At 60.5% G+C, this 14639-nt stretch carries 13 protein-coding genes, 1 pseudogene and 1 other annotated feature; of the genes and pseudogenes, 9 read left to right on the forward strand and 5 right to left on the reverse strand.

What is annotated here, in order from left to right; genetic code table 11:
* The first annotated feature begins 4 nt into the window (after positions 1 to 4).
* Genes MVF96_RS00410 through MVF96_RS00450 form a run of 9 tightly spaced genes read left to right on the forward strand, consistent with a single transcriptional unit; the run spans position 5 to position 8496 of the window.
* On the forward strand, positions 5 to 1042 hold the full coding sequence (locus tag MVF96_RS00410) for an MlaD family protein (protein ID WP_004023292.1): 1038 nt from the start codon (positions 5 to 7) through the stop codon (positions 1040 to 1042).
* Positions 1039 to 2052 carry an MlaD family protein gene (locus tag MVF96_RS00415; RefSeq protein WP_004023293.1) on the forward strand — a complete coding sequence of 338 codons (1014 nt, stop codon included), beginning with the start codon at positions 1039 to 1041 and terminating at the stop codon, positions 2050 to 2052. Before MVF96_RS00410 ends, MVF96_RS00415 begins: the two co-directional genes overlap by 4 nt.
* Positions 2049 to 3044: an MlaD family protein gene (locus MVF96_RS00420; protein ID WP_004023294.1), complete on the forward strand. Its 996-nt coding sequence runs from the start codon at positions 2049 to 2051 to the stop codon at positions 3042 to 3044. Before MVF96_RS00415 ends, MVF96_RS00420 begins: the two co-directional genes overlap by 4 nt.
* Positions 3038 to 4099, forward strand: a complete 1062-nt coding sequence (locus MVF96_RS00425; protein WP_004023295.1) for an MlaD family protein — start codon at positions 3038 to 3040, stop codon at positions 4097 to 4099. The genes MVF96_RS00420 and MVF96_RS00425 overlap by 7 nt, the downstream gene beginning before the upstream one ends.
* A complete protein-coding gene (locus MVF96_RS00430; protein WP_247450767.1) occupies positions 4096 to 4797 on the forward strand; it encodes an MlaD family protein in 702 nt (233 codons plus the stop codon). The genes MVF96_RS00425 and MVF96_RS00430 overlap by 4 nt, the downstream gene beginning before the upstream one ends.
* A complete protein-coding gene (locus tag MVF96_RS00435; protein WP_247450770.1) occupies positions 4794 to 5138 on the forward strand; it encodes a hypothetical protein in 345 nt (114 codons plus the stop codon). The genes MVF96_RS00430 and MVF96_RS00435 overlap by 4 nt, the downstream gene beginning before the upstream one ends.
* On the forward strand, positions 5135 to 6091 hold the full coding sequence (locus MVF96_RS00440; protein ID WP_004023297.1) for an MlaD family protein: 957 nt from the start codon (positions 5135 to 5137) through the stop codon (positions 6089 to 6091). Before MVF96_RS00435 ends, MVF96_RS00440 begins: the two co-directional genes overlap by 4 nt.
* A gap of 6 nt (positions 6092 to 6097) precedes the next feature.
* Positions 6098 to 6826 (forward strand): hypothetical protein, encoded by a 729-nt coding sequence (locus MVF96_RS00445; RefSeq protein ID WP_223258800.1) that lies wholly within the window; start codon positions 6098 to 6100, stop codon positions 6824 to 6826.
* 29 nt (positions 6827 to 6855) lie between these two features.
* Positions 6856 to 8496, forward strand: coding sequence for a long-chain fatty acid--CoA ligase (locus tag MVF96_RS00450; protein WP_014928958.1), 1641 nt, complete (start codon positions 6856 to 6858; stop codon positions 8494 to 8496).
* Positions 8497 to 8615: 119 nt separating this feature from the next.
* On the opposite strand, the pseudogene MVF96_RS00455 reads toward MVF96_RS00450, so the two are convergent.
* The 5 genes and pseudogenes from MVF96_RS00455 to MVF96_RS00475 all read right to left on the reverse strand — a co-directional run.
* Positions 8616 to 8906 (reverse strand): annotated as a pseudogene (locus MVF96_RS00455) (integrase core domain-containing protein); the annotation flags it as partial.
* Positions 8907 to 8910: 4 nt separating this feature from the next.
* The gene (locus MVF96_RS00460; RefSeq protein ID WP_078114170.1) at positions 8911 to 10365 is read right to left on the reverse strand and encodes an IS30 family transposase; all 1455 of its coding nucleotides are present in this window, start codon (positions 10363 to 10365) and stop codon (positions 8911 to 8913) included.
* Positions 10280 to 11020: an IS3 family transposase gene (locus tag MVF96_RS00465; protein WP_014928955.1), complete on the reverse strand. Its 741-nt coding sequence runs from the start codon at positions 11018 to 11020 to the stop codon at positions 10280 to 10282. The genes MVF96_RS00460 and MVF96_RS00465 overlap by 86 nt, the downstream gene beginning before the upstream one ends.
* Positions 10934 to 11062, reverse strand: a sequence feature (AL1L pseudoknot). (Overlaps the previous gene by 87 nt.)
* On the reverse strand, positions 11023 to 11340 hold the full coding sequence (locus tag MVF96_RS00470) for a transposase (protein ID WP_004022138.1): 318 nt from the start codon (positions 11338 to 11340) through the stop codon (positions 11023 to 11025). It overlaps the preceding feature by 40 nt.
* Positions 11341 to 11579: 239 nt before the next feature.
* On the reverse strand, positions 11580 to 14612 hold the full coding sequence (locus tag MVF96_RS00475; RefSeq protein ID WP_247450772.1) for an MMPL/RND family transporter: 3033 nt from the start codon (positions 14610 to 14612) through the stop codon (positions 11580 to 11582).
* Positions 14613 to 14639 lie beyond the last annotated feature (27 nt).

The following is a 14639-nucleotide window of genomic DNA, read 5'->3' on the forward strand; positions in this document are numbered from 1 at the left end:
TTCAGTGGCTGTCTTTCATGATCCGTCCGGACGCGAGCCGTCGCACGGGAACCTGGCCCTTCGGGGGGTCGCCCTATTGATCCTCGGCGCGATAGCTGCCTACTTACTGATAAGTGACGCTAACGGCGACTTCAGCGATCACACGTCGTTGACCATCAACACCGACGCGATAGGCGACGGATTGAAGGGGGGATCGGATGTGAAGTACCTTGGGTTCACCGTGGGGGAGGTCTCGAGCATCGCGGTTCGAGACCGTGGCGCGGCGGTCAAAATCAACCTCACCGGTTCCGGTAACGACCTAGTTCTCCGGCAGGGCATGACGGTGAACTACACCTCGTCAAACGCATTGGGACCAACTGCACTGGAGATCGTAGATCCTGGACAAGGACCACCCATCGGTTCCGGCGGGAGTGTCTACGTGAGCAGGTTGCAATCTGAACAGACCTCGGTGTCAACGCTTGTTCGCAAGATCTCCACGCTGGTCGAGGCACTGGACCAGCCCTCATTTGAAGCGGTAGTGAGGTTCATCGTTGAGGACTCGCAGGCAATGGCTGATAGCGGAAGACTCGTTCTCCAGATTGCGCAACTCACGCGAGATGTCCAGAAACGGCCGGTCGGGGAGGACCTAGGAATTGCGGCTAACCTGTCCACCGGAGTCGCCGACTTCATGACGCCGTTTGTCCCTGGCGTCTTGAAGAACGTCGATATCGCTGACTTTTTCGCCACCCAACAAAACATCGACCGCACGAAGAGTAATCTCGGCGACACGGGAAAGGTTCTTTTCGGTGGGCTCGGCGGCCTGCTCGATAAGAATTACCCAGCCCTGAGTTCGCTGTTAGACGTCGGCCTTGACCTAGCGCGGCCCGTCGCCAGATCCGCCTCGGGGCTAGTTCGCACGGTGTACACGATCCCGCAGATCCTCGATGGCATCGACAAAGCCTTGCCGAAATTCAACGAACGGGTCCAGCTCCAGCTAGCACTGGTGGTCCAGACGTCGCCTGCCCTACAAGGCGCATTGAGAATGGGGGGTGCCACGCGATGACTCTGAGGTCGCTAACACCCACAATCATTAAAATCGTCGCTTTCATCGCTCTCATCGGAGTCCTTTCATATGTCATCATCGCGATTCTGCAGCCGACCAACGAAGGGTCACCCAGTTCGCAGCGTTCCGCGGTGTTTGCCGACGCTTCCGGACTCAAGCCCCGCGACGGGGTACGACTCGCTGGAGTGAAAGTGGGATATGTAACGGCTGTCGATCTCGAGGGCTCAACAGCGATCGTCCGTTTCCAACTGGATGACGGTGTCGCGATTACCCCCGCGACGACTGCCGCTGTGCGTTACCAAAATCTGCTGGGGCAGCGGTATGTGGAACTCATCAATGCCGGACAAGGCGCCGACCAGGACTCGATCACACAGGTGGCACTCGAGAAGACCGTCCCGTCCTTCGACGTATCGACACTATTCAACAGTTTCAAACCAGTATTCGATACATTGAATACTGCGGAAATCAACGAGCTTCAGTCGAACCTTCTACGGGTTGCCCAGGGAGACGGTCGAGGTATCGCACCAGTCATGAAGCAAGTCGCGAACATCACTGATTACGGGAACCAGCGTTCAGAGATCATCACCAATATTGTGACGAGCCTGGGGCAGGTGTCCGACCAGTTGATGGGGCGCTCCGCTGAACTGGTTGAGTTGATAGACAAATTGGGGTCAATCGTCGATGCGTTCAGCCGCGTGAGCGATCGACTGCGGGCCTCGCTGCGAGAGGTCAACCGTTCGATGGCAAAGACTGTACTCGCCGGTGAGCAGATCGAGTCGACCTACGACACCAGCTTCGCGGCTATCTTTCAGAGATTAGTGCGGGAGCCAGGGGATACAGAAGGCCTACTGAATGGTGCCGTTCTCCTGAAGCCGCTCCTGGACGCCCTGGCCGCAACATCCAACGCGACTCCCCCGCCCTCGGCGGCAGGGTGTGCCCGAGGGGTGCTCGACCTACCGAGAACAGTGCAGATCGCCCTGATGGGTCAACGACTGGTGGTGTGCCAGTGACCCGTTTCTTCGGCAAGCGTCCGCATCACCGCCCGCAGCGTCGGCGGGACCTCATCCTGGCGGGGGTCGTAACGATGGTCACGGTGGCCGGTCTCGTCGCCGCCGGAGCTGTGTATATCTCGCCGCCCGGACAAACTATCTACAGCGCGGAGTTAGTCAATACCGGCGGATTGGAAGCTGGCGACCAGGTACGTATCGCCGGGATCAGGAAAGGCAAGGTAGCGTCGGTCGACCTGACCGGAACGTTCATCACCGTGCGGTTCCGGCTGGATGACTCGATTGCCGTTCGGTCGGACGCGACGGCGAACGTCCGTCTCCTCACCCCTATCGGTGGACGTGTATTGGACCTCGACCCAGGTTCAGGCCCGTCGGCCATTGACGGCGCGATCCCACTGGTGCAGACAGGCAGCACCTATGATATTTCCAGCACCCTGGAGACATCTACACCGGTGTTCCGTGACGTGCGTGGTGTTGATCTACGGCGCACGGCGGCGTTGCTACAGGATGCCTTTTCCGACGGAAACACCAATATCCCTGATGCCCTGCAAAACGCGAGCAGCCTGATGGACTTGCTGGAGCGTCAGTACGCACAACTCGACAAGACGGTGGCTTTGTCCGACGAGTATGTCGCTGCCCTCGCAAACCGCAAGCAGGTACTCGTGGACTTCCTACGCCAGCTCAGCTTCCTTGCCCGCACCCTTGGACCAGACATCGCCAACGTCCAGAGCGGGTTCGATTATCTACGTCGTCTTTTTAAGTTGCTGACCCGGCCGCTTGTCGCGTACCGCGACGGTATAGAACCATCGGTACAGCAGTTTAAGATCCTTCTAAACAAGGTGTCGGCCCAGATGCCCGCCTACCAAGACGCGCTGGCCCAGGTCGATCAGATCACCAGAAGACTGAGCATTCTCCTCAATGCTCCGCAGGTCGGACCTGCGAGTCCTGAACCGACCGTCCGCGTCTGTATCCCGATTGGTGATAACAAATGTTGACGGAGCGGATGCGTCGGCATCTGATCCCGATCGCCACCATTGTCACACTGGCAGTAGTGATCGGCGGCGTCGGAATCGACTATGCGACAGCCGACGACGACACGCGATCACTATGTGCGGAGTTTTCTGACGCATCAGGTCTGTACGAAGGCAATTCCGTCGCGATGCTCGGCAAGAAGGTGGGCAGGGTCGTAGGCATTCACGAGGAGGGACAGAAAGGTGTGCGTGTCGATATGCGGATCGACAAGACCGTGCCGCTTCCCGCAGATGTGGGTGCGACCCTGGTGTCCACCTCGATTGTCACCGAAAGACAAATCGAGTTCACCCATCCCTATCGTGGCGGAGAATATTACAAGTCGGCTGAGTGTATCCCACTGGAAAAGACCAGGACTCCACTGGGGATTAGTCAAACGCTCGACGCGATCAGCACTCTTTCAGACGAACTCGTCAAGGACGACGGACGTAACACGGATGCGATTCTTCAGGCACTTACACTCGTCTCGAAAAACATGGAAGGGACCCAGGGTGATATATCCGGCATTCTCCAGGACTCGGCCACGCTAATCAACGATCCGACCCGGCGTGATAGCCAGATACGCAGGATTGTAGCCAATCTCGCCACCTTAACCGGTGTTGCCACCGAAAACAGTACTGAGGTGACCCAGCTATTCGACAACTTCGTAGGCGCAATTGAGGTGATTGTTGCTTTCGGTCAAACATTCGGCGCCGCAACAGAGTACGCAGGCACCTTCGTCCCTATCCTGTCGCGCCTATCGTCTGACTTCGGGCCACCTATTTTCTCACTTGGAGATGCTGCGGTTCCCCTCCTCTCGCAAGCGGGCAAGCAAGAAAACATACTTGCGTCCGTCGCCGCTCGAACAGCTGACCTCATCGTTGAGCATCCAGATGCGAAGTCGATCCTGCGGGCATTCGCAATATCTGTACCACTGCAGGCCCTCAAGAACGCGTGCGCTCCTCCTTCCGTCAAGGACGTTTGCGCGACGGGTAACGAAGCGGCGACGATCGCCAACTTGATCGGAGGGCAACCTCGATGATGATCTACGGCTACCTTCGTCGTGTCACGGCCGCGATCGTGACGCTGTTCGTAGCGACTATCGCCCTCGCCGCCTGCAGCATCAGTGCTGACAACCCGCCGACCATCGGTGGATCATCCGCCCGAGACGGCTACGACATCGAGATCGAGTTCACGAGTGCTCTGAACTTGCCTGCCCGTGCCAAAGTCCTCTCTCGAGGGATTGACGTCGGTGCCGTCACCAGCGTCGCTTACGACGGAGGCCACGCGCTGGTTGCTGCCCGAATTGATAAAGACGCCCAGCTGCCGGAAGATTCGCGCGCGGAACTCCGCCAAGACACTCTCCTGGGCGAGATTTATGTGGCCATCCTTCCCCCTGCACAGCAGTCCACCCAAGGCTTGCTGCGCGCGGGATCGGTAATACCTCTCTCACGCACCGAACCGGCTGCCAACGTCGAGGACGTGATGCGGGGTATGGCTAACGTATTGGGCGGGGGTGAACTCGATAAAATCCATACCGCGATATCGACGCTGAACTCGACTTTTCCGAGTGACCCCGCCCAGTTCGATGCGCTCTACCGCACGACCTTGCGCACCGTGTCTGAGGTGTCTGCCAACACCGACAAACTCGACGTAATCCTGCAGTCAGCCGATCGCACACTCAAAGTGATCCTGGCCGACCCGTCAGGTACAGACCGAATGTTGACCAAGGGGGAGTGAACTTTTATGGTCTGGGCTACTCGCTAATTGACGTAGCGCTACTCATCGCTAATCTGCGCGACTTCGCGGTATCCGCAGGCCGTATCGTCGACCCTGAGTATTCCCGCATCAAGGAAACGGTGGGCGCGATCGCGCCAGTGGTCGCGTCCATCGCGTACTCGGACATCTACTCCAAGGATGTTTCCGACAAGGCGGCTCGTGTAATACGCGAAAGGCTCATCCCATTCGTCAGCTCGCCAGATATCAACGTCTCCGATGTGTCTATCGATGGCCGAGAACTGGCGCGGCGTGATGCCGAGTCGTTCATAACCGTCTTGCGAGCGATCGGAATGATGCCATGATCCGCAGCACCCTCGTATCGCTGGTTGCCCTTGTCCTCGTTCTCCTCGTCGGAGCGACATACTTGATCATCGACGTGGCACGGGTAAACCCGTTCCGCACCGACTACGCGATCTCGGCCATACTCGAGAGCTCGGGCGGCCTTCTAGACACATCACCGGTAATGTTAGAGGGGGTGCCGGTGGGAAAAGTGACATCTATTCGCGTCACAGGTAATCAGCTCGCCGTCGACATGTCCATCGACTCCGACTATAAGATTCCTCGCGGCAGTGTCATGACGATTCAGAACCTCTCGGTCGCGGGAGAACAATACATCAATTTCATCCCACCGGGCACAACCACCAGTGAGTACTTGCGTAGTGGGGACCTAGTGCCCGCCGGCGCCATCCGCGTGTCGCAATCCGTTCCCCAGGTGCTCCCGAAAATGTCGGCAGTGGCGGACGCGCTCGATCCAGCATCGATTCAGTCCATCAACGAAACGATCTCGGCGGCAGTCGACGGCCGGCAAAAGGACCTCGACACGATCGGAGACATGATGCACCGCCTCGTGGACTTCGTCGGTGACGACGGTGCCGTCCGTACCACTGCGGACAATGCCGAGTTCCTCCTGGGCCTTATGTCGAACGTGGGCGGTGTGCTCAGCACCGCGTCGGTCCGGACCCCGGATGCCGTCGACGGTTTGGCGAGGATCCAACGTGCGTTCATCGTTTTCACTTCTACGTCCTACGACAAATGGCCACCGATCCTGAAGCTAGTGGAAAAGCTCAGCGGCTACATCCAGATACTCCAGCCCGATATTGTCGCCATTACCCGCGCGGTGAAGCCGGCGACGGCGAAAGTCGCAGACACATACATCGACTTCGGATCGATCGGTGATCTTCTGGCTCGAACATTCCCAGCGTCACATCGGGGGCAGGCGCAGATTCCGATCGCCGTCACGCCATCACCTCGCTGACGCCCGATGGATACCTCCTACACCAGCATTCACAGAAGGCAGCAAATGACGGCACAAGACAACGGACCAGAATCCAAGGACAGCAGCGCTGAGGATAAGCTGACTGCGGCTTCCGACAAAGCAGATCGCAGCGACGCCACTGGTGCTACAGAATCTGCGACGTCCCAAGACGGTCCCGCCCCGGACGAGGCAAGCCCCCCGACGTCCGATGCCAGGCACCGATGGAGATCAGCACGCGTCCAGGCGGTGGCCGCCGGCGCTTTCGTGGTGGCACTCGCGGTGCTGGCCGGCCTCTTTGCTTACCTCTACATTGACATGAGGGAAGCAAAGACGTCCGCGGAGAACGCTGCCACACAACGAGCGCAGGCAGCGCAGGCAGCATCGGACTACACCACAAAGTCGCTCACCTACAGCTACCAAAACACCGGCGCATTCTTTACCGAAGTGAAAGAGAATGCCAGCGATGCGTTGGTCAAGCGATACGACGATGTCGAACCCACCCTGACCCAAATCATGGAACAGGCCAAGGTCCAAGCGTCGGGACGCGTACTGGCGACCAGTGTCACCGGCAGCGCCAGCGAGAACCGGGGGGAATACACGGTGCTGGTCTTCGCCACCCAGAAGACCCAGAATGTTCAGAACCCTCAGCCGAGCGAACTCCCCACACTGTTGAAAGTAGTCGTGCTGAAGACCGAGAACGGCTGGCAGATCCAGGATTACGGACCTGCCGAATGATCCAGCGTCCGCCGCGAAAGGAGAATTTGATGAAAAGCACCATGCAGGAGGTGCCGATGACAGTGTCATCGATACTGCGTCACGTCGCAACCAATCATACTGATAGGCAGGTGATTACTTATTCCGCGAGCGACTCTGCCCGGTACGCAACCTACGGCGATCTCGAAGAGCGATGCGCACGTCTGGCGAATGCTCTGCGCCGGGTCGGCGTGGTCGGCGACGACCGCGTGGCAACCATGCTGTGGAACAACCAGGAGCACCTCGAAGCGTACGCTGCGGTACCCGCGATGGGCGCGGTGCTGCATACGCTGAACATCCGGTTGTCACCGGCTCAGCTGCAGTTCATCGCGAACCACGCCGAAGACAAGGTCATCATTGTGGACGGGTCGCTGGTGCCGTTGTTGGCGGCGGTCTTACCGGGCTTGGCGACGGTTCGGGTTGTGTTCGTTACCGGCGACGGCGACACCTCCCCGCTCGACGGCCACGGCGTGACCGTGATGCGATACCATGACGCGCTCGCAGCAGAATCACCAATGTTCTCTTGGGTCGATCCCGACGAGCGGTCGGCTGCGGGTATGTGTTACACGAGCGGCACTACAGGCGATCCCAAGGGGGTCGTCTACAGTCATCGCTCGGTGTTTCTGCACTCCATTGCAGCGTGTACTGGTAACGCTCTGGCGATCGCAGAAGCCGATCGTGTACTTCCCGTCGTGCCGATGTTTCATGCCAGCGCCTGGGGTCTGCCCTACGCGTCGCTGATGGCCGGCGCGGACTTGCTCATGCCTGATCGATACCTTCAAGCGGCGCCGCTCGCCGACTTGATCCAACAGCATCGCCCCACGAAGGCAGGAGCAGTACCGACAATCTGGAACGATCTTCTTCAGTACGGTATCGCGAATCCGGGTGTCGACTTGTCATCAATCGACCTTGTCGCCTGTGGTGGAGCTCCTGTCCCGCAGTCGTTGATCGAAGGGTTTGCGGACCGCTTCGGCGTACAGATTATCCAGGCGTGGGGCATGACTGAGACGTCCCCGCTTGCAGCGGTAAGTCGGCCTCCCGCCGGGATCAGCCCCACAAAGGAAATGTCGTACCGCAAGCGACAGGGACGGGCAATTTGCGGGGTGGAGATGCGCCTCATCGACGAGGGCGGCCTGCCGGTTCCCCGTGACGACAAGTCCGTCGGCGAACTCGAAGTGCGGGGTCCGTGGGTCACAGGCAGCTACTACCGGCTCGAGGACGCCGAGAGGTTTCGGGATGGCTGGTTGCGGACCGGAGACGTGGGACACATCAGCCCGGACGGGTACCTGACGCTGACCGACAGGTCCAAGGACGTCATCAAGTCAGGGGGCGAATGGATCTCGTCAGTGGAGCTCGAGAACTGGATCATGTCGCACCCAGATGTCGCCGAGGCCGCGGTTGTCGCGATGCCCGACCCCCGGTGGCAGGAAACAGCTCTCGCCGTGGTGGTTCCGGTACCGGGTCGCAAGGTGTCGGCTGACACGCTTCACGAGTGGTGCCTAAGAAATTGCCCGGAGGAGATCCCACACTGGTGGATCCCGAAGAACTGGACGTTCGTGGAGCAGGTACCGCGTACGAGCGTGGGCAAGTTCGATAAGAAGGTGTTACGCGCGAAGCATGAGCAGGGCGAGCTGCCGGTTGTATCGAATTAGCGCCGCTATAGGGCGCAAGTGTGCCCACCGAACGTCGTCAGCGTTCGGTGGGCACACTTCTATAGAAGCAATGCATTTGCCGATGGGGACTGCTGCACGGATAGGTGACAGTTTGGGTGTCATGCCGCGGCAGCGGCGGTGTTGATCATTGCTTCGAACTCGACAGGCGTCAACCGACCGAGGCGGGCTTGCCGGCGCCGGCGGCGGTAGGTCCGTTCGATCCAGGTGACGATCGCGATCCGAAGCTGCTCGCGGGTGTCCCAGCGTTGGCGGTCGAGCACGTTGCGTTGCAGGAGTGCGAAGAAACTCTCCATCGCTGCGTTGTCCCCGCACGCTCCGACTTTGCCCATCGACCCCGTGAGTCCATGAGTGTTCAAGGCGTGTACGAATTTTCGCGATCGGAATTGGGCGCGTTCAATCGGTCGATGCAACACTGGGTTGTTGTAGCGAGTGTAGTTGTTCGCCAAAGACTTCGGCGGGAGTTTTCCATCCAAGGACTTTTCTAGGACGGTTGTTGAGGGTGTAGGCGATGGCCTCGAGGTCCTCAGCTGACCACCGCGACAGATCAGTTCCCTTAGGAAAATATTGGCGCAGAACACCATTGGTGTTCTCGTTGGATGGTCGCTGCCACGGTGAGTGCGGATCGGCGAAGAACACCTGCGTTCCGGTGTCCATCGCGAACTGGGCGTGAGCGGACAGTTCCTTGCCGCGATCCCACGTCAACGTTTTGCGCAACTGCTGCGGCAGCGCGGCGATCGACGCTGTCAGTCCTGCATTCATCGCGATGGCACCGTAGCCACCGAGTGCGGGCCCGTTCTTCACAGGCGGCTGCTCACCCCAGCCCTGCTGGCGTGGCAGATGCACCAGAAGTGTTGCACGACTACGACGTTCAACGATCGTGCCGATCGCCGATCTCCCAGTTCCGATAATCAGATCACCCTCCCAGTGCCCGGGGACGGCACGGTCCTCGGCCTCGGCAGGGCGCTGACTGAACACGACATCGGAGGTGACGTGACCCTGCGGCTTGTTGCGCGAGCGGGCCCGCGGCTCCCTCAGTGCACGTCCGGTGCGCAGGCACGCGACCAGCTCACGTTTGAGCGCGCCGCGGCCCTCGATGAACAGGGACTGGTAGATCGCCTCGTGACTGATACGCATGGATTCATCATCGGGGAAGTCGACCTTCAAACGCTGGGAGATCTGCTCTGGACTCCACGCCAGCGACCACCGCCGGTTGGCCCGGTGCGGTTTGTTAAGCCCCTTCCATGGCGGTGGCGTGGGGCCCGCAGCGATCGTGCCATCGGGACGGCGGACAACGCCGGCCAGGCGGTCCTGTACGTACTCCCGCAACTCGACGTGGGCCACGAGCTTCGCTGTTTTCGGGCGCTTGGCGGCCTGCTGGGCTTTCCACTGCGCCACCAACGCCCGATACTCGAGCTTCCCGCTCCTGGTTGCGGCGTTGCGCCGTAGCTCACGCGAGATCGTGGCCGGACTCCGCCCGATCCACCGTGCGATCTCACGCACCCCACGATCCTGGGCGCGTAGCAGCGCGATCTCTTCCCGTTCGGCGAAGGATAGATAGCGGCCCGAAGGCTCATCCAGACTCAGCGGCCTCATGCCGCCAGCGTGGCGGAACCAGCGTGTACCCACCGGCACCGACACACCGACAGCGATCGATGCCTGTGCCGTGCTCACCCCCGTCGCGACCACCCGCCAAAACTCACGTTGCACCTGCCGCGACGGCTCCGGCCGCCCCGGCGATCGCATCGCCGGCCGAAGTGCACGATCAGCACGCCACTGCCGACGAACACCTACCGCCACATCGCTGGTCCTCCGACTCCAGTCCGCCGTAGCCACCGCAAACACCTCCATGATCATGGTGTTGCGACGACCAGTTGAATCCGCCTTGCACTCCGCGGTCGGAGTGGTGGATCAGCCCGGCCACGTCGTGGCCGGCACGCGACCGTGCCCACAATCCCATGTTCAGGGCGTCGAGGGCGAGGTCGGTGTGCATGGTGGTCGAGACCTGCCAGCCGACGACCATCCGCGAGAACACGTCCAGGACGAACGCCGCGTACACCCAGCCCGAGTGGGTGCGGATGTAGGTCAGGTCCGCCACCCACAACGCGTTCGGTGCCGCCGCGGTGAACTGACGGTTGACCCGGTCAGCCGGCCGGGGTGTTTCAGCTCCCTCGCTGCGCGTGGTCTTGCGTGTCTTGAGTCTCGCTATCCCTTGCAGCCCATCGGCTTTCATCAATCGCTCGACGGTGCAGCGGGCAGCACTATGGCCCTGTCTGCGCAATTGGGCATGCACCTTGCGGGCACCGTAGACGCCGAGGTTGTCGGCATGCACCGCGCGGACCTGGGTAAGGAGCTCCCGGTCACGCACCACACGAGGCGCCTCGGTCTTCTGGGGGCTCAGGTGGGCTCGTACCGTGGACGGAGCGATCTGGGCGGACGTATCGCGCAATGCCGCACAGATCGGATCGACTCCGTGTTCATCGCGGTGAGCCGCGACGAACTCCACGATCAGCGCTGTGGGCGGTCGATCTCCGCCGCAAAGAAAGCCGAAGCCTGCTTCAAGATCGTGTTCGCTCGCCGCAGTTCACGGTTCTCCCGCTCCAACGCCGCGATGCGGTCAGCGTCCTCACTCGTGGTGCCCGGGCGGACCCCGCCGTCGATCTCGGCCTGACGAACCCAATTGCGCAACGCCTCGGGATGGACTCCGAGCTGATCGGCGATCCGCTTGATCGCACCTCTCGACGAATCGGGATCTCGTCGCGCTTCACATGCCATCCGGGTGGCCCGGTCCTTGAGTTCCTCACTGTACTTGCGTGGTGCTGCCATGCTCTCCATCCTTCACAGGTTCGAGAGCCTCCGACAGACCCGGGGCGGTTCAACCACCAGCCAGCCGCGTACCAAGGTCAGTGCAGCTAGCGTTTGAATTAGGACGCAACTCATCTATCACGGGCGACGGTGCTGCGTCATGCTTATGCCCCTCCTACCTGTTGACGGAATGGTCGGGATATTCAGCGACCGACGCTTGTCAGATCCCCATGGGTCCGTCCGCGTGACTTTTGCGATGGTCAAGGGGCGAGCCGGAAACGGTCGATGTCACCCGGCCACCAGCTCGCAGTGCCCAGCAGCACCGCTAGCGCCGGGACTACTAAGGTCCGCACCAGGAACGTGTCGAGCAGCAAACCGACACCGATGATGAACCCGATTTGCACCATCACATCGATGGACCCGACCATCAGCCCAAACATGCTGGCCGCGAATATCAACCCAGCCGAGGTGATGACCGACCCGGTGTAAGCGACGGTACGCATTACGCCGACCCGCACGCTCCACCTCGTTTCCTCTCTCAGCCGTGACACCAGCAGCATGTTGTAGTCGGCGCCCACCGCCACCAAGACAATGAACGACACCAGTGGCACGGGCCAGGCGATCCCGGCACCGAGGATGTGTTGAAGTACGAGCACACCAATACCGAGAGCCGCCATGTAGTTCAAGACGACGGTTGCAAGGAGATAGACAGGTGCAACGACGGCCCGCAACAGCAGCATCAGGATCAGACCCACGATGAGAAGGGTGGCTATGCCGAGCAGTTTGAAATCGTACGACAACAGTCGCTGGACGTCGGCATTGATCGCAGGAAAGCCCGCAACAGAAGCACGTCCGCCCTCCAGAGTGGTGTTCGGCATCGCGTTCTCGGCGACGCTGGACAGCTCGTTCGCCAGCGTCATTGCATCGGCAGAGTATGGGTCGTAGGCGGTCTGTACCGCATAGCGCACGGTTTTCCCGTCGGACGAGATGAACTGTCGAGCGACCTGACTGAACTGCTGGTCCTTGAACGCATCCGCGGGGAGATAGAAGCCGGTTGCCGAGTCAGAATCGCCGACCTCCCGTGCGGGAGCCCGAAGCTGTGCGGCGACCTGTGCCAGTCCACTGAGTAGCTGAAGGTTGCTGTCCACCAGAGCACCGACTCCGTTCGACAACTGACGCGCGCCGTCGGCAAGTGCGCCGACGCCGGATTCGAGTTGCGAGAGCCTGTTCCCGAGGTCCTGTCCGCCGATGGCTTGTAGTGCAGAATCCAGCGTTTGAAGAGAACGCTGCAGCTGTGCAATGTTGGTCGAGCCTGGCGCACTCACGCGGCCGAGCTGCGCGGCAAAGTCAGCCACCCTCCCAAGCGACTGATCATCCGCGAGTGCCCGGATGTCGGCCATTTGCGCGCGCAGTGCCGAGCACTGCGCGATCTGCTGGCACCACGGATTGTCTAACGCGGACAACGCCGGCGCGACCGCATCTGCCGCAGACTGGGCCCGACGTGCGAGTTGAGACAGCTCGGGCGCTTGCTTGGAAAACTGTCTAAGCCTTGGGGCAGCGTTCGCCAGTTGGTTCACAAGCGGCCGATACTCGTCGAGCTGCGGGCCAAATGACGACACCTCGTCGAGCAACCCCGACAGCGGAGCGAGGTTGGAGGATATCTGGTCTTCTAACAGTGCCAGGCCTCCGGCGAGCTGCTCTGACCCCGTCTTCAGGACGGCCAGATCACCCTTGCGGGCCTGTCCATCACCGGTCTCCTCGGTGATCTTGGTACCGATCTGATCATTCTGCCAAGATAATTGCGCCTGCTCTAGCTTCTCACCGGTCGGCCGCGTCACGCCAATGACCCTGGTCACGCCGGGAATCTGCGCGACGCGGGAGGCTAGCTGGTCGAGGTCGGCAAGGCCTTGAGCCGTGCGCATGTCGTTCTCGGACTCCACCACCAAGAATTCTGAGATGATGATGTCTTTCGGGAAGTGGCGGTTGAGAAGCGCGTATCCTTCGTTGCTCCCTGTGTCAGGTGGCTGCCCCTCGCGATCGTCGTAGGTGATCTGAATTGTTGCGGCGACCATGGCGAGGCCGATCAACACGACCACACTGATCGCGAGCAGAGGGACCGGCCGCCGGATAACCATGACTCCGACTCTTCTCCAGTAATCCCGCGTCAGGTCACGGCGGGGAAGGCCGGCGCCTTTCTTGGCAGCGAAAGAGAGTACGAGGGGCAGCAATGTCACCGTCGCCAAGAATGCGAAAGCTATGGCGATTGCGCAGGCCGGACCCAAAGTGTTAAACACACTGAGCTTGGCGAAGGCCATAGCCAGGAACGCTAGGGCCACAGTGCCCGCCGACGCTAGAACCACGCGGCCGATAGTTGCATTCGCGTGGGCGATAGCGACATCAGGAGAGTAACCCGCTCGAATACCTTCATGATAGCGGCTGATGAGGAACACCGAATAGTCAACTCCGGCACCAAAGATGATGACGGTCATGAACATTGACGTGAACTGGGATACCGGCATGCCCAGCTCGCCCAGTCCAGATAGAACTCCGCGACCCACAGCCAAGCTCATGCCCACGACAAGCAGCGGCATCAGCGCGGTGAAGACCGAACGATAGACGATCAGGAGGATCACGGCGATCAGCAGCACGGTGGCAACAGTGATCAGGACCAGATCCGACTCGCCCACGGCGAGTTGGTCGCTAAAGGTCGCGGGCGGGCCTGTCACACGGACTGTCGTCCCACTGTCACGAAAGATACTCTCAGCGATCTCACGCACCGCTGCGACCGCCTCCGCGGTATCGGGTCCCCCGAGTGTGCCGGCCACTCCCACGGGCAGATACCAGGCTTGCTTGTCTTTGCTGAGAGCCTGACTTGCGGTGAGGGGATCGCTCAGCAGGTCCCGGACAGCGATGACGTGCCTGTCGTCCGCCCGCAGGGTGTCGACAAGCACGTGATATCGATCGCGGGTGTTGTCGGACAGGCCTGCACTGTTCTCCATCACAACGAATACTGTGGTCTTGGCGCCGCGCTCGTCGAAAGCGGCGCCCATACGGTCCAAGGTCTGAAAAGACGGGACTCCGGCCGGGATCGGATCCACAGATTGTTCCCGTATCACTGACTCCAGTTGAGGAAAGAGAAGGCCTAAGCCGATGGCGGCGCCGAGCCAGACCAGCGTCACAATCCCTTTGCGGCGGAGGGTAAACCATGCAACCCGCTCAAGGGTCGGACTGTATTCGCCGAGTTTCTCGCCCCCTCTCGACGGGCGGGTTCGAATGGGAGACGAACTCACCATGTGAAATTTCCTCTCGACCTGAAGTGG

Origin of the sequence: Gordonia hongkongensis (genome assembly GCF_023078355.1) — a bacterium.
Taxonomy (GTDB): Bacteria; Actinomycetota; Actinomycetes; order Mycobacteriales; family Mycobacteriaceae; genus Gordonia; species Gordonia hongkongensis.

Coding starts and splice junctions, on each gene's coding strand:
- MVF96_RS00415 (WP_004023293.1), top strand. CDS start 1,039: ATGACTCTGAGGTCGCTAACACCCACAATCATTAAAATCGTCGCTTTC.
- MVF96_RS00425 (WP_004023295.1), top strand. CDS start 3,038: ATGTTGACGGAGCGGATGCGTCGGCATCTGATCCCGATCGCCACCATT.
- MVF96_RS00430 (WP_247450767.1), top strand. CDS start 4,096: ATGATGATCTACGGCTACCTTCGTCGTGTCACGGCCGCGATCGTGACG.
- MVF96_RS00440 (WP_004023297.1), top strand. CDS start 5,135: ATGATCCGCAGCACCCTCGTATCGCTGGTTGCCCTTGTCCTCGTTCTC.
- MVF96_RS00445 (WP_223258800.1), top strand. CDS start 6,098: ATGGATACCTCCTACACCAGCATTCACAGAAGGCAGCAAATGACGGCA.
- MVF96_RS00450 (WP_014928958.1), top strand. CDS start 6,856: ATGAAAAGCACCATGCAGGAGGTGCCGATGACAGTGTCATCGATACTG.
- MVF96_RS00460 (WP_078114170.1), bottom strand. CDS start 10,365: ATGGAGGTGTTTGCGGTGGCTACGGCGGACTGGAGTCGGAGGACCAGC.
- MVF96_RS00470 (WP_004022138.1), bottom strand. CDS start 11,340: ATGGCAGCACCACGCAAGTACAGTGAGGAACTCAAGGACCGGGCCACC.
- MVF96_RS00475 (WP_247450772.1), bottom strand. CDS start 14,612: ATGGTGAGTTCGTCTCCCATTCGAACCCGCCCGTCGAGAGGGGGCGAG.